Raw genomic sequence first — 19,786 nt, forward strand, 5'->3', positions numbered from 1 at the left:
GTAGTATGTCTGTATAGAAAACTTATTCGTATATATCAAAGAAAGCCTCTAAGAAATCATCATTATCTAAAACTTCCTCATAAAGACCATCAGAATAGTAATCGCTTTTTATTTCTTTCATTATTCCAAGTCTTAGATCTTTAGGATATACCTTTAAAAGTTCTGAAAAGACAGACAGTTTATTCTTTCTAGAGCCATTTATTCCTTGTAAAAACTCCAAGCAATTTTTAGCTATTATATATAGCCTAGAATGACTTTCATTTTTTACTCTCTCTTTAATTTCAAAAGACAATACATCATCCTCAAATATGTCCTTTGCAGTAATGAGAGGAGTTTTTAAACTGTTTATAAAATTAATAAAATCACCTGCTATGTTAATTCCTACATTACCCTTTACTACATTATAAAAAATATCAAAAGCTATACTATCTTTATTATTTAGAAAAACTTTATATGCCTTAGATATTCTCTCCCAGCTTCTAGGCGTAGCCTTTATGCTATCTTTAGAGTCTGGTGTGTGAAGATATTCTGGAAAAGTAGATATAAATTGAATTATATCCCCATGAACCTGTCCCTTTCTCATAGCCCATTTTATCCAAGACTTCACATCTGATTCCATGTTAATCCAAACAAACCTATCTTCTTGGGCAGGATCCATATCTACAACTTGATAATCACTTTCTTCAAATCCATCATATTTATTGGAAGGATTCATTGCAGCTACAACATTAACTCTATCAGAAAGCTTGTAGCCATTTATTTCTCTATTTAGTATTAAATTCATAAGCTCTTGCTGAACCGCATGTTCACATCTATTAAGTTCATCTATAAATAATAAGACAGATTCAGTAGTTCCATCCTCTAATGCATCATCAACCTCAACTAGTTTTGAGTGAGTTGCATATATAGTAGTCTTCCTCTTAACCTTCTTGCCACTTATAATATACTCTCTGTCTTCAACAGTAGGCAGCCCACCAATTTCACCTTCTTTAAGAAGATTTGCATCAATATTGACCAAATAGTATTGATTTTCTTCACAGAGTTCTTTAATAAGTGAAGTCTTCCCTATTCCACTCTCTCCTATAATAAGAGGTACATCTCCTGCCTCTAGAACTAACTCTACTGTTTTTAATGCTTCTCTAAAATTCATTTCAGTCACCTTCTCTACATCGATAGCTTATAATCAACTAATATTTTTTTTGCAGTTTTACTTCCATATTCACAAATAAATTTAACTTTATTCATATCTAAAATCTCAAGTTCCAGATAATCTCTTACATAAACTGGACTTATATCCTCTTTTTCAAATTCCTCCATTAGCACTTCAACTACCATTTCAACATCTATACTATCATGAATATACTTGATTACCTTTATATTGTCTCTTATAAAGAGCTTTATATCTTCGTAATCGAAGTTGGAAATATAGTTTATAGCCTCTTCACTGGACTTAACAGCTGCCCTCTTTGCATTAATGGTTGGATTATCTATAAACCTTATAGCTCCCCAGTAACTTTCTATAGCTTTAAGCTGAACTTCTTCAGAAGGATTCTTTATATACTTAATAGCATCATAATCCTTTGACACAGCTGAGAGTTGCAATTCCACATTTGGGTTTTCTACAAACTGTATAGCCCATCCTTTAGCTTTAACAGCTTCCCTTACTATCTTATCAGTTTTCTTTCTTATAACCTTAAGAGAATTCCAAAGGCTCTTTACAGCCATTATAGCTACATCTTCCTGCACATCTTCAATATATTCTATTGAAAGAGGATTATTTTTGACAGCCTCGTACTGTACTTCATATTCTGGATTTTTTATATATTGTATAGCGAACCCATTCTTCTTTACAGCAGCTAGCTTTAACTCTAAGCTTGGATTCTCTAAGTTCCTTATATAGATAGGGTTATCTAATACATTTCTTAATTCATTATCAGCCATAACTTAATTCCTCACTCTCTAAAGTACATATATTAAATTCATTTTTTCATACAAAGCGGCATTTTTCCAATAAATTCTTAACTTCTTAACTTCTTAAAAATCTAACACAATAAACTGTAAAATATAACATTAGGCTATGTTTAAGAATATTGTTGAAATTAAGTGGTTAATAAGAAGATGCTATATGAGGGAGCAATTAGCGCAAGCTCATCTAAGCATCGGATGACTAAACACTTAATTTCAATAGGGTGCTTTAACAGAGCCTAAGATTAATATAAAACAGAAAAATTTATTTATATGCAAACTTTACCTTATAATATAACTATATATTACTTAATAGTAATTATCAATTATTTGTAATAAACTTACAGTAACTTTTTAATTTTGAACGAAGTATATCCATATACTTTTTTACTGTTTCTAGTATAAACATGGTTTTACATTGAAAAAATACAACAGATGGATTCTTAGCTGAAGCTTTGTGATTCATCAATAATATAACAATAGGAGGATTTTTATGAATCATTTAATAATTTTCGCACATCCAAATCAAAAAAGCTTCTGCAAAGGAATACTAGATACTGTAGTACAGACTTCTGAAGATGCAGGAGCCGCTGTAAGAGTTAGGGACTTATATCAAATAAACTTTAACCCAGTTCTAAAGCCAGAAGATTTCGTAGCTTTTCAAAGTGGAAATACTCCAGTTGATATTAGAGAAGAACAAGAACAGATAACCTGGGCAGATGTAATAACCTTTGTATTTCCTGTTTGGTGGGCATCGGTTCCTGCTATATTAAAAGGCTACATAGACAAAGTTTTTTCCTATGGCTTTGCATATGAATATGTAGATGGAGCTCCAAATGGGCTTTTAAAAGGTAAAAAAGTAGTTATATACTCAACCACTGGCACTTCAAATGAAATGTATGCTGCCAGCGGAATGCATAAATCCATGGAACAAACTATAGGTCAAGGTATCTTCAACTTCAGTGGTATAAAAGAGGTTGATCATACATTCTTTGGAGCAGTTCCTTATGTTACAGATGAAATTCGTAAGGATTATCTAGCAGATGTAAGAAGAATAACAATGCAAAACTTAAGATAATTTTAAAGTAAGCTCATTAAAGCATTAGGTGAAAAACAAAATTAAATCCTATAACATCGCCTAAATTTAATAAATAATGAAAAATAGAAGTACTAATCTGTACTTCTATACTTTTCTATATCTCTTTGAACCTGATGAAGAAGACTATTTAACTCCCAAACTTCTCCTTCTTCTATAAGCTTATTTAGCGAAACTTGATACCTAGCTGCCTCAGCAAGTTTTCCAATAGACATAAGACTTAGAATATTATTCATTATAGTTGATATAAGATCCGATTTAACTTCAAAGAGTTTTTGCGCATCCTTTATTTCATCCTTTATTTCAAGCATTTCTTCATCTAATCTAAAGGCCGCATCTGCTGCACTTTTAAGTTTTTGCTTTATCTCAGCAGGAATCTCCTGCTTATATTTATAATTTAAAGAGTGCTCTATAGTAGCCCAGAAATTCATAGCCAATGTTCTTATCTGAAATTCTGCTAATATGACCTTTTGTCCTTCAGCCATATTTACAGGATACTTTATTATCATATGATAGCTTCTATATCCACTGTTTTTAACATTTGCGACATAGTCCTTCTCGTATAATATTTGCATATCTTTTCTTTCTCTTATGATTTCCACAACCCTTTGTATATCATCAACAAACTGGCACATTATACGAACGCCAGCTATATCCTCCATCTCATATTGGAGTCTATTCAAAGGAATATTAAATTTATTTGCCTTCTCTAATATACTGGAAACCTCTTTTACTCTTCCTGTAATAAACTCAATAGGTGAATATTCATTTTTTCGTCTATATTCTTTTCTTATACTCTTTAGCTTAACTTTTAATTCCTCAACAGCCTGTTCATAGGGTGTGAGAAATTCCTTCCAGTTTTTTATCGCCATAATATCACCTTTTCATAATCACTTTTATAGACTTCCTAACTCAACTAATAATTTATACATGCCCGAAAATTCTCAGAACCCAGAATTTTCGAACAAGCATAAATTAAGTTTCGATAGAGGAACTCTTTATAAAAAACAGTTTCAAATAGAGATTTTATTTAATCCATACATTTCATAGCAAACTAATACTTACTAACAAATTGTAATATTTACATAATTACAAATGAAATCAACTTATATAATTATATCAAAATATAATTTATGTGTAAAAATTTTTATAAATATTACGATAATTAATTATACTCCAAGTGGAAAAGTATATAAATTTAGAGTAAAATTATATTAAACTTACGATTAAAATTTGTATTTGGTGAATAAAAAATAGTTAGCAAATTTTCAGCCCACAAATGCTGATTTTAAATCACTTTACAAAATATGTCAACTGTTTTTTTAAATTCACTTATATTAAGAGGTGTATTATGGATAAGATTTTTTCAGGATTAGAGAACTTGGGATTTGATAACTTGAATAATATAGATTTATATAAAAAAGAGGACAAGTCAACTGGTTCAGTTTTAAAAAGCAAAGAGATTGATCCAGCTTCTTTTTTATATGATAGAGAGTGCTTTTGCCCAGTATGCGAAACAAAGTTCAAGGCTCGTTCCACAAAAACTAATGGTCCCAGAGTTCAAAGTAAGGATTCTGACTTATTTATAAGGTATTCTGTGGTTAACCCATATTTTTATGATGTTGTTGTTTGCCCAACATGTGGATACAGTGCTATGAAGGCTGATTTTGATAAACTAAAATCCTATCAGATTGAATCAATTGTAAAAGGAGTTTCTACAAAGTGGAACAGAAAGAATTATCCTCCTATCTACGATGAAAAAATAGCTATTGAAAGATATAAGCTAGCACTGATAAATAGTGTGGTTATGGATGGAAAAATTAGTACTAAAGCAATGATATGCCTAAAAATAGGCTGGATGTATAGACTTTTAGAAGATACTTCAAACGAAAAGGCATTTTTAGCTAAAGCAGTTGAGGGTTTTGACAAAGCATACATTTCTGAAGATTTTCCTATATACGGCATGAATAGATTTAGTCTTATGTATCTAATCGGAGAGCTTTATAGAAGAATTGATCAAAACGACCTTGCACTGCAGTGGTTCAGCAAGGTTATAACCAGTATACAATGTCCTCAAAAAGTTAAGGATATGGCTAGAGATATGAAAGATCTAATCAAGGCCGAAAATTTGTAATTTTAGTGGTTCTTTTGTTAAATAATATAAAATCATAGGTTATTTTTTTATATTTATGCTATAATTATATTAAATATATTTAATATAATTAATTTTTTCATATTATAAAAGCATACTTAAAAAATACTTTAGCTAGGAAATATAAATTAAGTTTCTAACTCAACTATTTTTTATATGCTCTAAACTTGTAAACATAGGGCAAATATAAATAAAATGTTGCTTTAGGAACCTTTATATAAAATCTATTTTAAACCTAAGACAAAGTATATTTTAACAAAATAATTTCAGTATAATTGCAATTATTTAATGTTGCAATTATCTATGGACTTTATTTAATAAAATAACAAGATTAACATTAACTATTAGATCAGGGGGGTTTGCAATGGGATTATTTTCAAAAAAGAAAGAAATTCAAAATGAAATCGCAGTTACCCATACAGAAGCTGAAGTTACAAGTGCACCAATCAATAGTATTGACTCAGTTGTAATGGATAAACTAATTAAGCTTTCTGATAATGCTTCTAACGTTTCTCATAATATTGAGGAAATAACAGATTCTATATCAAACTTAACTGCATCTACAGAATCAGTAAACGAAGAATTACATACTGCTGATGGAATGCTAAGAGGCTTTAATGACTCCATGGAAGCTTTAGCAATGAATATTAACAACGTACATATTTCTGTTCTTGATACTGATGAATTGGCTGACAAAGGGATTGTGACTATAAATTCCTTAGATTCATCTCTTAAAGAGCTTCAACAATCTTTCCAAGTATCATATTCTACAGTAAATGAACTTGTATCAAAGCTTGAATCTGTTAATATGATAACTGACTCAATCAGCCAAATAGCTAGCCAGACTAACTTACTTGCTCTAAATGCTGCAATAGAAGCTGCAAGAGCTGGGGAAGCTGGTAAAGGCTTCTCAGTAGTAGCTGGTGAAGTAAAAAAACTTGCTGAGAACTCAAAGCAAGCTGTACAAAGCATAACTAAAATTTTGGATGAAATAAAAGTAGATATCCTTAACGCTTCCTCTGCAATGACAGGAGGAAATACAGCAATAGTGGCACAACATGACACAATCGCTGAAACAAAGGAAACATTTACAAATATAAAGAACTCTATAGATGGGGCTACTACAGAAATCAGTGATTGCTTGGTTAACCTTGTTTCTACAGCGGAACAAAAGGACAACCTAATAAACTTTGTAGGAAATATCTCTACTCTATCTAAAGAAAATGCAGCTTTAGCTGAGGAGATAGCTGAAACTTTAAATAATCAAGTACATTCATTATCAGATTTCTCTAATAATGTTAAGGAAATCGAAAGAGATATAAAGAAATAAATATAATTTCCTAAAGAATAAAAAACTTCAGCTTAATAGCTGAAGTTTTTTATTCCAAATGAGTTTTAAGTTATACGAATAAATTTACATTGGAATCCTCAGCTTCTCCTAAATAGTATCCAACCCCGCCATAGTTTATTCCATCTAATAGTTCTTCTTTTTTTATTCCCATAACATCCATCGACATTGTGCAAGCAACTATATTAATTCCATTATCAATGGCAGCTTGTATCAGCTCTTCTAAAGATTGTATATTTTTGTCCTTCATCACTTTTCTAATCATTTTAGCACCTAAACCAGCCATATTCATCTTAGAAAGTGTAAGTTTTTTACTTCCCCTTGGCATCATAATGCCAAAGGCTCTTTCTATAATATTCTTCTTAGCTTTAACCTTTTCTGTCTTTCTGAGTATGTTTAATCCCCAAAAAGTAAAGAACATAGTTACCTTTCTCCCCATTGATGCAGCACCATTTGCAATAATAAATGAAGCTATGGCCTTATCTAAATCACCTGAAAAAACCACTATTGTCTTTCCATCATTTACAACCTTATTACTTGTTATTGCTGTTTCATTGCTTTCGAAGATACCCTTTCTGATAGAAGCTTCAATTATGCCTTTAGATTTTCTTATATCTATAACTTCATTATTTGTTCTTTTGCTCCATGCCTTAATATCCTCATAAAATCCAGGGTCTGAAGCTCTAATCTTAAGAACATCTCCTTTATCTAACATATCAATAGAAGCCTTAACCTTCATCAATGGTCCTGGGCAGCTAAGTCCACAGGCATCTAACTCTACAGTTTTACCTTTACCAACAATATCTTCAGCTTCATCAGATATCTCTAAATTATAGATTTGTTGCAATCCATCTTCATTATTAAAACTTTTAGTTTCTAACAATTCTTCATCAGCTTCATATTTCGATTGTATATAACTCTTATAGCCTCCAGATAAATTTTTTACTTTAAACCCATTTTGGCTTAATATCCTAGATGCTACGTAACCTCTTATGCCAACAGCACAATATACTAGAATTTCTTTATTCTTATCAAGTTCATCCAGTCTCTCTCTTAAAGTATCAAGAGGAATATTTCTTGCTCCTTCTATTGCTCCATTCTCTACCTCAAGCTCTTCTCTAACATCTAGTAAGATTTGATTTTTCATATCTATTTTATCAAGTTCCTCGGATGAAACTACATTAGATAAGCCTCTGAGATTATTTTGAGCTATAAACCCAATCATATTTGCAGGTGATTTTGCTGAAAGATAAGGAGGCGCATAGGCAAGTTCAAGTTCTGCAAGATCACTAACTTTTGCACTAAACTTTATAGCAGTTGCTATAACATCAATAAACTTATCGACACCTTCATATCCTAAAGCTTGTGCCCCTAGTACCTTACCATCCAAATCATATAAAAGCTTAATTGAAAGCTGAGTTGCTCCAGGATAGTAACTTGCATGAGACATAGGATGCGCATATGCTTTACTATAGTTTACCCCTATTCTCTTTAGAGTCCTTTCATTATTTCCAGTGGATGCTGCTGTTAAAGAAAATATCTTTAAAATAGATGTACCTATAGTTCCATTGTATTCTGAACTTACTCCGCATATATTGTCAGCAGCTATTCTTCCTTGCCTATTGGCAGGTCCTGCTAACGGTATAAAAGTTTCTCCTCCATTAATATAGTCCCTAACAGCAATTGCATCTCCTACAGCGAAAACTCCTTCTGCAGAGGTCTTCATATGAGAATCTACTAATATATGACCTCTTTCTCCTAATTTAATTGCCGATTTTTTTATAAATTCAGTGTCTGGAGAAACTCCTATAGCCAAAATAACCAAGTCTGCCTCAACTCTTTTACCGTCATTTAACGAGATTTCTACTCCTCTTTCAATATCTCTGAAGCACTTAACTCCATTATTCAATATCAGAGATACACCGCTATAGATAAGCTCCTTCTGTGCTATAGCTGCCATTTCTGAATCAAAAGGTGCGAGTATATGAGGCGCTGCCTCTACTAATGTAACCTGAACCCCTCTTTCAGTAAGACTTTCAGCCATCTCTATACCTATAAAACCACCACCGATAACAGCTACCTTTTCAGCACTCTTTTTATCAATAATAGCTTTTATCTTATCAGTATCTGCCACATTTCTTAACGTATATATCTTATCACTGCCAATTCCTTGTATATTGGGTCTTATAGGCTTTGCACCAGGTGAAAGAATAAGGTAATCATATGTTTCTACATATTCACTATTGTCATTGCACCTCACTTTGACCTTTTTATTGGTGGTATCAAGCTCAATAACTTCACTATTAACTCTAACATCTATATTAAATCTTCTCTTCATCGCTTCAGGAGTCTGAACTAATAATTTCTCTCTCTCTTTTATAGTTTCTCCTATATAATATGGCAATCCACAGTTAGCAAATGATATATGCTCCCCTTTTTCGAACATTATAATATTAGCATTTTCATCTAATCTTCTAATTCTCGCTGCGGCGGAAGCACCACCAGCAACTCCTCCAACTATTAACACTTTCTTATTCATTTTCCACCTCACTAATTTTATTATTTATAGATGTAAACAGTTAATACCAAATCAACTTGATGATAACTGGCTTTAGTATTTAAAGACTTTTGTTAAATATACTGCTTTACTATAAAGCTAACTTATCAATTTGCATTATCGCCTTAACTATACTAGCTATCTTTTTATCACATACCTTATAAAACACCTCGCTTCCACTTCTCTGCCCTTCAATAATTCCATAAGCTCTGAGTTTCTGAAGATGCTGTGAAACTGTAGATTGCGGCAAACCTAAACATTCTTGCATATGACTTACATTACACCCCTCATTCTCTACTAATCCTTTTATTATGCAAAGTCTAACAGGATGAGCAATGACTTTAAGCAATTCCGATATATCTTCTAGTTCTTTATAATTCATGTCCATAAATATTCTTCACTCCATTTACCATTTGTATATTAATATATTTATATATTAGAATATTCTAATATACTTGTCAACAGTTTTTCTTCTATATATTTATTACTACCAGTATCCCATTGATTCTTTCACCCTCAAACATTAAAATCAACCACATATTATGACTTTATACTTTCATATACAGAAAAAATTCGCTGAAACAATTTCTTTCAGCGAATTTTTTATTCTTTGCATAACCTATATCTTTCAGAGCATCCATAATAAATATATTAATTTTATAATATCTTTACAGGATCAAAGTTTATAAAATCACAAGAAGTCATCACATATTCAACACCGTCATGCATACCATTGATAACTCTAGAAAGTGCCGGACCATGTAGATGACCATATATAACTTTCTCCACTTTGTATTCTTTAAATATCTCTGTAAAAGCAGACTTTTCAAATTTTTCATTGGTAGGAGGATAGTGTATCATACATATAAATTTTTCGTATCCAGCCTTCCTTGCAGCATCTAGTGATAATCTTAATCTTATTTGTTCCCTGGAATAAATCTTTTCGTCACGAGCAGAAAACTTATCACTTCCTGGGCATATCCATCCTCTAGTTCCACAGATTGCAAAGTCTTCATAAGTGAAGAAGTTATTCTGGATAAAATTCATGCCTTCATACATTGAATTAAGTTTGGATATACTGCTCCACCAGTAGTCATGATTTCCCTTTATGATTATTTTTCTCCCTGGAAGATTATTAATCCAATCAAGATCATCCTTACTTTCATCTGCAGTCATAGACCATGAAATATCTCCACCTATTAAAACTGTGTCTTCTTTACCTATTTTACTTATCCAGTTTTCTTTTATCTTTTCATCATGTTTATACCAATTTTGGCCAAAAATATCCATAGGTTTATCAACATTTAATGCAAGATGAAGATCCGAAATAGCATATAGCGCCATATTAAATTCACCTTTCGTCAATTAGTTTATCTATATCAGTTACATAGGCTATTACATGGGCTACAGCTTCATAAAGTTCATAGGGTATACTATCTCCTACATCTACATTTGATAACATATCTGCTAACTCTTTATTATAAACGATAGGTATTTTACTTTCTTCTGCCTTCTCTATTATCTTATCAGCAATTACACCAATACCTGCCGCAGTTACTATAGGAGCTTCCATATTACTTTCATACTTAAGTGCAGCAGCTTTTTTCCTTTGGTTCATATCATCACACCCTTTGCCTATTGCATCTATCGACATGTAACCTTACAGCCTGATTAATATTTATAGTTATAGAATTATTTATCTCATATATAATTATAACAGATAACCATATAAATTATATATATTAAACAGTGACATTTATGGCAGATATATTCTTATCATCGAAAAAGTTTCTGCAATTTACCAGTGTTACTTCTTCAAGTTTCTTAGATACTACTATATTAGAAACAAAACCCATATCTTTCAGTGCATTATTCAATTTAGCTTTTCCTAACTCTAGAGGCTTAACAAATCTTTCTTCACACTTAAGATCTACATTAAGTATTTTATTTTTAAGATTTAAGTATCCATCTATATTACCTAAATTAAAGGTCTTTACAGTTACTACAAGCTTAACATTGGTAGAATCAACCTTTTTACCGTCTTTTCTATTATCCTTTATTATAAGCTTGCATGGATAGTCCTTCTCTCTAAGCTGCAAAGGAAGATCTAAGCAATAGTATTGATTATTTAAACTATTAAACACCTTAAAATCATTTATATTATTCTTTAGTAGTTCCATGACTTTTTCTCCAAGTTTTTCAGAAAATACTCCTTCAAGCTGGCTCTTTATATTATTATTAATTTTTTCCAGAACCTTAGCTTTTATATTCTCATCTAAGTTTTTTATCTTATCTCCTAAAAGCTTATCCAAACCATCCTTATTTAGCAGGTTTTTAAGTGTATCAGTATTGGAATCAATTTCAAATAGATTACTTTTATCTGTATCTATAACTGTTTTAACAGCACTAGCTCCAGTATCTACTTCTTTATATTGCTCTTTTAGAACACTATCAACTATATCATCTAGAGATTTACTCAGACTCCCCTTAGAACCACTTGTAGCATCTTCTAAATTAGATAATATATTTTTAAGCATATCTTTTATTTCTACATTTCTTCCAGATATCTGATTTTTTATAACTTCATTACTTGAAAGCTTAGCTCCAACTTCTATTTTTTCACCCTGTTCAGAATTAGTTTCTGTAACAAAATTATTGTTAGTAACAATATCTTTCTCTAAAACTGCAATTGCAGAATTATTGGTTTGAGAATTAGATAAAACCTTAGAACTATCGTTATTATTTATTTTATTAGTAGAGTCACTAAATTTATTGTTTTCTACCTTAGATTCATTAATAAGTCTTACTACATCTTGCAGCTTATTAAAATCCTTATTAGATATGTTAATTCTTCTATCTAAAATTTTGTATATAGCATCCTCAACATTTGCTTTAGTAACTTGTCCATATTCATTATCAGCTGAAACCATAGCTTCCTTAATTATTTTCATTATATCTTTATCAGAAAGAGCTGCTACCTTGTTATCTAGTGTTTCATATTCACCATTCAATACAAAGCTACTCTTATTGTTAGACAGTACATCTCTCAATGTATATCTCAATATATCGTTGTCGTTTGCAGTCATGGATTTAAGAAGCTGAAGTATATTTATTTTATTATTTCCAGAGGAATACAGGGTATTAAGCATCTTTGCTTTTACATTACTAGAAGCTAATTCGCTTGGCGTTGCCTCAGTGCTAAAATTATCAGCCGAGATGATTTTATCCTGCATTATTGCTTTAGGTGTGATTTGTTCCTTAGAAACTCCATTATCAGGTGATTGTAGATTTAAGCTTTTAAGTTCAGTAGTTATACTACTTATGTCTTCAAAAACTTTAGAAAAGTTTTGTGATAGCTTTTTAAAACTTTCTATATTATCTGAAGTCAAATCTATACCACTTTCCATCATCATCATCAATTCATCTTTATTCAAAGAATTAAAACTAACGAAAAAGTCTCTAAGAAGCTTTTGTGCCTTTTTACCCTCTTCACTGTTTTTATCCATTCCCTTTATAGAAAGATATCTTTCTATAAAAATATCTGCTTCTTTTGGATTGCCCTGAAGCTTATCTTTAAAATTCATAATGCTTTTAAGTCTTACTATGTTCTCTCTAGTAATATGCATATCAAACTTTATCATAAGCTTTACTACATCCTTATCTTCTGGAGACAAACCCTCTGATTTAATAAAATCATCTATTGGATCAGCTGCAGTGCTTCCACCTTTATCATCCCCACTTATAAGCTTAAGTTTTAACTTACCATCTACAAAACCCTCAACTTGAAATCTAACTAAACCATCTTTCATTTCCTCTATGGGCGTATCAACTTCAGCGGCAAACTGCCAACCATCTACTAGTTTGACCATAACTTCTTTTTTGTCATCTAAAGCCTTTACCACTCTTCCAGAAAACTTTTCTCCTACTTCAAATGTAAGTTTTGAAGATAGCTTCTTATTTCCAGTGCTGTATACATTATTTACATTCCAAATCGCTGGCATAAGCTAATCTCCCCCACAATAAATTATAACTTTTAACTATTTCATTCTACGAACTAATAAATTGCAATTTATACTTTATACTCTGGCTATGTTAAAGTACTGTGCTGAAATTCAGTGGTCAGTCATCCGATGCTTAGATGAGCTTGCGCAAAGAATTAATATGATTTTGTCATATTCCATGGCTAAAACTGTAAACTCACTACGTTCGAACAGTACAGTTTCTTAACGCCATTCCATCTGAAAAAATCATTTAATTCTAATTGCTCGCTCATATAGCATCTCCTTCATGACCACTGAATTTCAACAATATTATTAAACATAGCCTATACCTTCTATAGGCATCCAAATTCAACTATTAATTTATACATGCCCGATGATACCCAGAAACCGAGATTATCAAAAATGTATAAATTAAGTTTTCGTAAAGGATACCTATAAATAGCCCCATTACAGTATTAGTTCTTTATATTAGTACAGCTCTATTCATAGTTTTATTATCGAGTATAAGCGGAGCTTCCTTTAATAGTAAATAATGTCCTATATCCATAATACTACTAATAAATTTTCTACTTTTACTGTACATCCTAGACTACTACTCTGAGTTCTTGATATTAAAAATAACCACCTCAATACTAGATTATTTTTAACTCTAACTATTACTGCTAGAAGTTTAAAAACACAAATCTAGATATGAAGTGGTATATCCTTATAGAGCCCCTTTATCGGAACTTAATTTATTCTAATTCAATTTTATTGTAGTTTTTCTTACCTCTTTTTATAAGAACTGCTCCGTCCTTAAAGTCTTCAGCAATTAATTCTCTCTTAAAGTCTGTAACCTTCTCACCATTTATTGATAGACCACCTTGTTGAACTAATCTTTTTCCTTCAGCTTTTGAAGGTATTATTGCAGTCTCAGCCAAAACCTCTAAAAGTGATGTACCAAGCTTTTCTTTAGATATAGCTACTGTTGGCACATTAGTCATATCACTTCCAGCTCCGAATAAAGCTTCTGCAGCACTTTGAGCTTTTAAAGCTTCTTCTTCTCCATGAATTAACTTTGTAACCTCAAAAGCAAGAACTTTTTTAGCGTCATTTATAGCAGCATCCTTTAAAGCTCCTAGTCTCCTTACTTCTTCCATAGGTAAGAAAGTTAGTAAAGCTAAGCATTTTTCAACATCTGCATCCCCTACATTTCTCCAGTACTGATAAAAATCATAAGGAGAAGTTTTTTCAGGATCTAGCCACAATGCTCCATTTTCAGTTTTACCCATTTTCTTTCCTTCACTATTAGTAAGTAAAGTACAAGTCATTGCAAAAGCTTCTTTTTGCGACTTTCTTCTTATTAGATCGACACCTGCAATCATATTTGACCACTGGTCATCTCCACCAAGCTGCATCTTACAGTCATACTTTGTATTCAGCTCATAGAAGTCATAGCCTTGCATTAGCATGTAGTTAAATTCTAAGAATGAAAGCCCTTTTTCTAATCTCTGTTTAAAGCATTCTGCAGTAAGCATTCTATTTACTGAAAAGTGTGTACCAACTTCTCTAAGGAAATCTACATAATTTAAGTTAAGAAGCCAATCAGCATTGTTAGCTAGAATAGCCTTTCCCTCTGAAAAGTCAATAAATTTCTCCATTTGCTTCTTTATGCAGCTTACGTTATGTTCTATCTGTTCCTTTGTAAGCATTTTTCTCATGTCAGTCTTACCACTTGGGTCCCCAACCATAGCAGTTCCGCCACCAATAAGTGCTATTGGTCTGTGACCAGCTTTTTGCATATGAGCCATAAACATCATAGCAATAAAATGTCCTACATGAAGACTATCAGCTGTTGGATCAAAACCTATATAAAAAGTTATTTTCTCTTTCTCTAATAATTCCCTAGTTTCATTTTCATGAGTAAACTGTTTTATATACCCACGCTCCATTAACTCATCAAGCACTTGTGCCATTAAAATCCCTCCAAATCTTGAGACATAAAATTGTTTAATTATATGTCCATATGAAAACCAATAACTATAGTATATAAATATTCCAATTATTTATCAATTAAAAAATTATTTAAAGTGAATTTTTTGCATAGCCGCCTCTAATAATGGATATAAAAAATTTGACAAAACAAATGTAGCCATTATGTAGAACTATTGCTACTTCTACATAATGGCTACCCATATATAAAACCTTAATTGGCCACCAATTCATATTTATTGTACTTTTTAATAAAATCAGGAGTTTCATTTTCATGATTAATACTAATGTATACGTTTATGCCAAGCCTATCAGCAAGCTCTTCTAACCTATAAAGCAAATGTGCCGCATCTTCTATCTCACAATTAACAATATTACATAGTCCATCTATATAGATGTTCTCAATATCGTAATCTTCTGAAATTATGCCGCACAAAAATCCATACATACTATCATAGCTCATCAGTTCCAATTCGCTAGTAGATATAAACCTTATTTTTTTGTCTAGTTGTAGCATGCATCTGCTATCATCATCGATAAAAACAGAATTACCCTTTTCGGTCAATACGTTTCTATTTGCAAGACTTATTAGTTCCTTGGTTTTTCCAGAACCTCTCTTATTGCAGAATACCTGAATCATTAGAATCACTCCTTAAATTTTATTATAATTTGGCTCAAGATTTTTCATAATCTATTGCTTAGCTAACTAAAAACTAGTAAGATTTTACGAAAAATCTTCAACTACTATTTAAGCTTATATAGATTATTAACCACAATTATCCAAGGAAATCATTATTTTATATAATCCCTAAAAATTAATATAATATTCAGACTTTTTTAACAATAGTAATATAATTTTAATTATTTCAAACTAAGTAATAAAACTTAGATATGTTCATTAATCCCTGGAAAAATAACCTTAAACACATTCTCTTGCTTAGAGTTGATAAACATTATCTTTCCCTTTCCTTTAAAAGCTTTTTTCATATTTGAAAAGCCGTTATTACTTTTCAAAAACAATCCCTTTGTATCTAAAGTTATAACCTTCTCATATAGCCACATATTCCTTCTATTATACTCTCTAGTGTCGCCATTTCTTTTATTTGTCTTCATAAGCTCCCCTGGGCTAGTAACTACTATTGAATTAAAACCTATATGAACCTCTATTATCCTGGAAAACTCTGAATACTCCCTATATAAAACAGCATTCTTTATTGCTTCCCATACTGCAGTGTAAGGATATTTTTCCGGAAGTATCTCTTTTAGATGAACTTCACATAGCTCAATCATTTTTATTATATTGCCCTGTACCACAATAACTTCAGGTTTATTCTTATTTATCTTATTTATTATCTTTATCATATTATGTGGTATATATATGCTGTTAGAATCAGAGAACACTAATAGTCCACCTAGAGTACATATAGTTTCTCCTGTTTCCCTATCTCTAGAAGTAATTGAACTTCTACGAAGTAAAAATTCAATATTTTCATTATTTATATCTATAGATTTAGACCTAAAATACTGATTTATTATTTCCATATTTAAGGCACTTATATCACTTTTCAAAATCCCGCACCCTTCAATATTAAGGTTTAAACTCTCTTCAAATGCAGCTACAAGTTCTTGCTTTCTCATAATATCTGTAGTAGAACCCCTTCTTATATAAAACGCTCCACTTTCTCTTACCTGATAGGGTTTTTGATCCCAATTATATATTGTTATTACACCTATATTCTTATCTTCTAAAGTTAAATACTCTACGGAAACAGGTATAGGAGGATCACATCTAGAAGCTATTATTTGCTGAATCTGCTCTTCACTAAACATATCTTCCTTCTTTAACCCTACAATCTTCTTAGTCTTGTCTTCTATACCTACTATTATATAGCCTCTTCCTCCATTAGAATTGGCAATAGCGCAAATATCTTTAGTTAATTCCTTCTTACCTGTCTCGCCACTTAGCTCTATTCGTAGTTTGAAGTCTAATTTTCTTCCTTCTTCTCTGTGAAGCAGGTTTAAAAGCTTTTTCTTATCCATGGATAAATACCTCTCAAAGGTTAAATAAAATTTTACACTTATGTAACTGAAAATATTTAAGCTTTAATATATTATATTCCAAAGTCTACATATAAGATACCAAGAAATCTCTCTATACCATGTTTTTTTATTTTTTTACTGTTTACCCTAACTAGCAGTTATAGACCCTTGTCGTCACTAGGTTTAGCTAGCAAAACTTTTTTACTTTTCTAGATAGTAAAAAAACAGCCTGGAGCACCAAGCTGTTCTATCTAAATATTAATGAACTTATAACTCTATTTTTACCAGATCCCTTTGCCTTATACAAAAGGGCATCAGCAACCTCCACCACTGCGTCAACAGTTTGGCCATCCGTAGGATAAAAGCTTAATCCTATACTGGCTGTTACAGTCTTTATTACATTTTCTCTTATTACAGGACTTTCCTCCAGCATTCTCCTAATCTCTTCTACCCTAACTTCCATCTCCTCTTCAGTTTCATTGCTTCTAAGACAAATTATTATTTCTTCTCCACCATATCTGGCTATTATATCTTCACTCTTTAAACAGCTTTGTATCACTGTTACTACATGCTGTAGAGTCTCATCACCGAACTGATGTCCAAAACTATCATTAACCTTTTTAAAATTATCTATATCTATCATAACAATACCAAGACAATTATATGGATTTTCTTTTATCCTCTTATCTAATATCTCAAAAAAGTATTTTCTATTATATATTCCAAGTAAAGGATCTCTTTTTGATGCTTCTTGTATCTTAGTATATAGAATACTGTTTTCAATAGCTATCGCTATCTGATTTGCTATTGACGCTACGAATTTTATATGTGCTCTCGTAAAAAATCTATATAAGGTATGTTCAACCATTATATAGCCAATGTACTTCTCTCTTATTTTTATTGGAAAGCCTATTATAGAATGTATGTCCTTTCTGATTTTTTGATCAGTAAATATAACTTCCTTTGAATTTACTACAAATTCTTCTATATTTTTAATATATTTATTTATACTATCGGGAAATATAACTTCTTGGGAGTTTGAGTTGGTTGCCTTAACTTGTAACTATTCAGCTATAGCATATAATTTTATTTTTGATAAAATTTTAGATATGACAAATAGGGGTATCAAAGTCCTTAATACCCCTTAAATAATCTTATCTAAGCCAAGGTCGGATCAACTGGATTTTCTGTAAATGTAGAGTTTATACACTTAAGTGCATTCATGCCTTGCTTTCGCACCGTGGATACATATCCACGAATACGAGTAAATGCTTTAGCGCCACTAACACTTCTAAAGGTTCCAGAGATTTTTTGTTTAACCTTAGCCATTCGCAGATCTCGTTCTGCTAGATTATTATCAAAAGGTATATCAAAGTCATGCATGAAAGCAAGTATCTGTTCTCTATAAGTACTTAATCTATTTAATAAATTAAGGCTAGCACTTTTCTTTGCTTTCTTTTTAGCATAAGACTCACTATTGGCAATATAATCTTCTTTGAAACCATCTTCTAAGATTTGAGTATATCTTTTTTCGAAAGCTTCTATTTTATCTAAGGTTAAAGCATTAGCAATATTCCAATTTAAATCTACTTCTTTCTTTATCTCAATTAGTAGATTTTTCATTGGTTCAGCCCATGATTGTTTTTCTAGATCAGAGATACCATTTAGTTCTCTGAGAATATGGGCGTTACACAGAGAGTGATCACAATCTGTGTATTGAAGATATGTTTTCCAGCAGTCATGGACTGCTGTTCCGATGAAATTAGGTAAAATACCTATAGAGTCAACAGCTTCTTTTCCACGCTTTTCATGTGCTTCATAATATGTATATCTCTCGTTTGAAGCAACATGTAACCATTGACGCTTTTTATCTATAGCCAAACCTGTTTCATCAAAATGTACAGCACCTTGAGAATTAATTAATGATGCTTTTATATTTTTCTCAATAGGTTTCAAGTTTTCATGACAAGATTCATTAAAATTAACCATTGATCCTTGACTTAAATTTATATCAAATAAATCTGAAATTAACTCTGCACCACGTTTATACGGAATCAATTGATACTGAGTTAAATAAACAGATACAGCCTTTATCTTTTCTCCATATTGTACTGTATTGGTTATTCCCTCTGGGAATTTACCGGTATTTTTTCTTCTACATTTTGGACACTTTTTAATTTCTGCTCTATGTTCAACAACTTTAACTTCTATCTCTGGTATATCAACTACTTGGCGGATAATATTTCTCTCCGATTTTACATCCTGTAAAGATGTTCCGCAGATATCACACTTATCTACTGTGTGTATGATTATTTCGTCAGGATTATCATTGAGTTCAAGAGTCTTTCCCTCATGACCTTCTTGACCACCAGGATTTTTATCTGTCTTCACTCTTAAACTTTTAGTTTTCTTTTTAAAACCGTCTGATGATGGTGGTTTACTACTGTTATTACTATTTTTATTAACTTGGCTTTCTAGTGATTTAACACGATTTGAAAGGGCTTTATTATCCTTCGATAGTGTTTCTACTTGAGAATTTAAACTCTTGATTTCATTAGTAAGTTCTCTAATAACACTCATGACTTGTGTTAATCCTTGATTATAGATTTCAATTATTTTGCCTTCACTCACGGAAGTCACCACCTTATCATTAGTT

General features: G+C 31.4%; 16 protein-coding genes. 3 read left to right on the forward strand and 13 right to left on the reverse strand.

All coding sequences use genetic code 11. The annotated features are described in order from the left end of the window. Positions 1 to 22 precede the first annotated feature (22 nt). The gene (locus C1I91_RS25145) at positions 23 to 1,150 is read right to left on the reverse strand and encodes an AAA family ATPase (RefSeq protein ID WP_128215371.1); all 1,128 of its coding nucleotides are present in this window, start codon (positions 1,148 to 1,150) and stop codon (positions 23 to 25) included. A gap of 14 nt (positions 1,151 to 1,164) precedes the next feature. Next, entirely contained in the window at positions 1,165 to 1,941 is a 777-nt protein-coding gene (locus tag C1I91_RS25150; protein WP_128215372.1) for a hypothetical protein, read from the reverse strand. Between the two features lie 517 nt (positions 1,942 to 2,458). On the opposite strand from C1I91_RS25150, the gene C1I91_RS25155 reads away from it, so the two are divergent. Beyond that, a complete protein-coding gene (locus tag C1I91_RS25155; RefSeq protein ID WP_128215373.1) occupies positions 2,459 to 3,043 on the forward strand; it encodes an NAD(P)H-dependent oxidoreductase in 585 nt (194 codons plus the stop codon). 92 nt (positions 3,044 to 3,135) lie between these two features. On the opposite strand, the gene yjbM is transcribed toward C1I91_RS25155, so the two are convergent. Next, complete coding sequence (yjbM, locus tag C1I91_RS25160; RefSeq protein WP_128215374.1) at positions 3,136 to 3,933, reverse strand: GTP diphosphokinase; 798 nt, start codon at positions 3,931 to 3,933, stop codon at positions 3,136 to 3,138. A 479-nt stretch (positions 3,934 to 4,412) separates the two neighbouring features. Here yjbM and C1I91_RS25165 point away from each other — a divergent pair, with 479 nt between their 5' ends. Together C1I91_RS25165 and C1I91_RS25170 are read left to right on the forward strand one after the other, a co-directional pair. After that, positions 4,413 to 5,195: a DUF2225 domain-containing protein gene (locus tag C1I91_RS25165; RefSeq protein ID WP_128215375.1), complete on the forward strand. Its 783-nt coding sequence runs from the start codon at positions 4,413 to 4,415 to the stop codon at positions 5,193 to 5,195. 382 nt (positions 5,196 to 5,577) lie between these two features. Next, the gene (locus tag C1I91_RS25170; protein ID WP_128215376.1) at positions 5,578 to 6,543 is read left to right on the forward strand and encodes a methyl-accepting chemotaxis protein; all 966 of its coding nucleotides are present in this window, start codon (positions 5,578 to 5,580) and stop codon (positions 6,541 to 6,543) included. 70 nt (positions 6,544 to 6,613) lie between these two features. On the opposite strand, the gene C1I91_RS25175 is transcribed toward C1I91_RS25170, so the two are convergent. The 10 genes from C1I91_RS25175 to tnpC form a co-directional block, all read right to left on the reverse strand. Next, positions 6,614 to 9,100: a DsrE/DsrF/DrsH-like family protein gene (locus tag C1I91_RS25175; RefSeq protein ID WP_128215377.1), complete on the reverse strand. Its 2,487-nt coding sequence runs from the start codon at positions 9,098 to 9,100 to the stop codon at positions 6,614 to 6,616. 109 nt (positions 9,101 to 9,209) lie between these two features. Continuing rightward, entirely contained in the window at positions 9,210 to 9,506 is a 297-nt protein-coding gene (locus C1I91_RS25180) for an ArsR/SmtB family transcription factor (RefSeq protein WP_128215378.1), read from the reverse strand. Between the two features lie 269 nt (positions 9,507 to 9,775). Next, positions 9,776 to 10,462 carry a metallophosphoesterase gene (locus C1I91_RS25185; protein ID WP_128215379.1) on the reverse strand — a complete coding sequence of 229 codons (687 nt, stop codon included), beginning with the start codon at positions 10,460 to 10,462 and terminating at the stop codon, positions 9,776 to 9,778. 7 nt (positions 10,463 to 10,469) lie between these two features. Beyond that, a complete protein-coding gene (locus tag C1I91_RS25190; protein ID WP_128216105.1) occupies positions 10,470 to 10,736 on the reverse strand; it encodes an EscU/YscU/HrcU family type III secretion system export apparatus switch protein in 267 nt (88 codons plus the stop codon). Positions 10,737 to 10,860: 124 nt separating this feature from the next. Continuing rightward, complete coding sequence (locus tag C1I91_RS25195; RefSeq protein ID WP_128215380.1) at positions 10,861 to 13,119, reverse strand: hypothetical protein; 2,259 nt, start codon at positions 13,117 to 13,119, stop codon at positions 10,861 to 10,863. A gap of 734 nt (positions 13,120 to 13,853) precedes the next feature. Beyond that, a complete protein-coding gene (gene tyrS / locus C1I91_RS25200) occupies positions 13,854 to 15,074 on the reverse strand; it encodes a tyrosine--tRNA ligase (protein ID WP_128215381.1) in 1,221 nt (406 codons plus the stop codon). Positions 15,075 to 15,304: 230 nt separating this feature from the next. After that, positions 15,305 to 15,730: a hypothetical protein gene (locus C1I91_RS25205; protein ID WP_128215382.1), complete on the reverse strand. Its 426-nt coding sequence runs from the start codon at positions 15,728 to 15,730 to the stop codon at positions 15,305 to 15,307. Positions 15,731 to 15,975: 245 nt separating this feature from the next. Next, entirely contained in the window at positions 15,976 to 17,130 is a 1,155-nt protein-coding gene (locus tag C1I91_RS25210) for an AlbA family DNA-binding domain-containing protein (protein ID WP_128215383.1), read from the reverse strand. Positions 17,131 to 17,377: 247 nt separating this feature from the next. Then, positions 17,378 to 18,154, reverse strand: a complete 777-nt coding sequence (locus tag C1I91_RS25215) for a sensor domain-containing diguanylate cyclase (protein WP_338032629.1) — start codon at positions 18,152 to 18,154, stop codon at positions 17,378 to 17,380. A 134-nt stretch (positions 18,155 to 18,288) separates the two neighbouring features. After that, on the reverse strand, positions 18,289 to 19,761 hold the full coding sequence (tnpC, locus tag C1I91_RS25220) for an IS66 family transposase (protein WP_128215385.1): 1,473 nt from the start codon (positions 19,759 to 19,761) through the stop codon (positions 18,289 to 18,291). Positions 19,762 to 19,786 lie beyond the last annotated feature (25 nt).

It is taken from the genome of Clostridium manihotivorum (assembly GCF_004015185.1).
GTDB lineage: Bacteria > Bacillota > Clostridia > Clostridiales > Clostridiaceae > Clostridium_AR > Clostridium_AR manihotivorum.

Excerpts from the sequence above, each read along its gene's own strand:
- C1I91_RS25145 (WP_128215371.1), bottom strand. The coding sequence starts at position 1,150 with ATGAATTTTAGAGAAGCATTAAAAACAGTAGAGTTAGTTCTAGAGGCA.
- C1I91_RS25150 (WP_128215372.1), bottom strand. The coding sequence starts at position 1,941 with ATGGCTGATAATGAATTAAGAAATGTATTAGATAACCCTATCTATATA.
- C1I91_RS25155 (WP_128215373.1), top strand. The coding sequence starts at position 2,459 with ATGAATCATTTAATAATTTTCGCACATCCAAATCAAAAAAGCTTCTGC.
- yjbM (WP_128215374.1), bottom strand. The coding sequence starts at position 3,933 with ATGGCGATAAAAAACTGGAAGGAATTTCTCACACCCTATGAACAGGCT.
- C1I91_RS25165 (WP_128215375.1), top strand. The coding sequence starts at position 4,413 with ATGGATAAGATTTTTTCAGGATTAGAGAACTTGGGATTTGATAACTTG.
- C1I91_RS25170 (WP_128215376.1), top strand. The coding sequence starts at position 5,578 with ATGGGATTATTTTCAAAAAAGAAAGAAATTCAAAATGAAATCGCAGTT.
- C1I91_RS25175 (WP_128215377.1), bottom strand. The coding sequence starts at position 9,100 with ATGAATAAGAAAGTGTTAATAGTTGGAGGAGTTGCTGGTGGTGCTTCC.
- C1I91_RS25180 (WP_128215378.1), bottom strand. The coding sequence starts at position 9,506 with ATGGACATGAATTATAAAGAACTAGAAGATATATCGGAATTGCTTAAA.
- C1I91_RS25185 (WP_128215379.1), bottom strand. The coding sequence starts at position 10,462 with ATGGCGCTATATGCTATTTCGGATCTTCATCTTGCATTAAATGTTGAT.
- C1I91_RS25190 (WP_128216105.1), bottom strand. The coding sequence starts at position 10,736 with ATGAACCAAAGGAAAAAAGCTGCTGCACTTAAGTATGAAAGTAATATG.
- C1I91_RS25195 (WP_128215380.1), bottom strand. The coding sequence starts at position 13,119 with ATGCCAGCGATTTGGAATGTAAATAATGTATACAGCACTGGAAATAAG.
- tyrS (WP_128215381.1), bottom strand. The coding sequence starts at position 15,074 with ATGGCACAAGTGCTTGATGAGTTAATGGAGCGTGGGTATATAAAACAG.
- C1I91_RS25205 (WP_128215382.1), bottom strand. The coding sequence starts at position 15,730 with ATGATTCAGGTATTCTGCAATAAGAGAGGTTCTGGAAAAACCAAGGAA.
- C1I91_RS25210 (WP_128215383.1), bottom strand. The coding sequence starts at position 17,130 with ATGGATAAGAAAAAGCTTTTAAACCTGCTTCACAGAGAAGAAGGAAGA.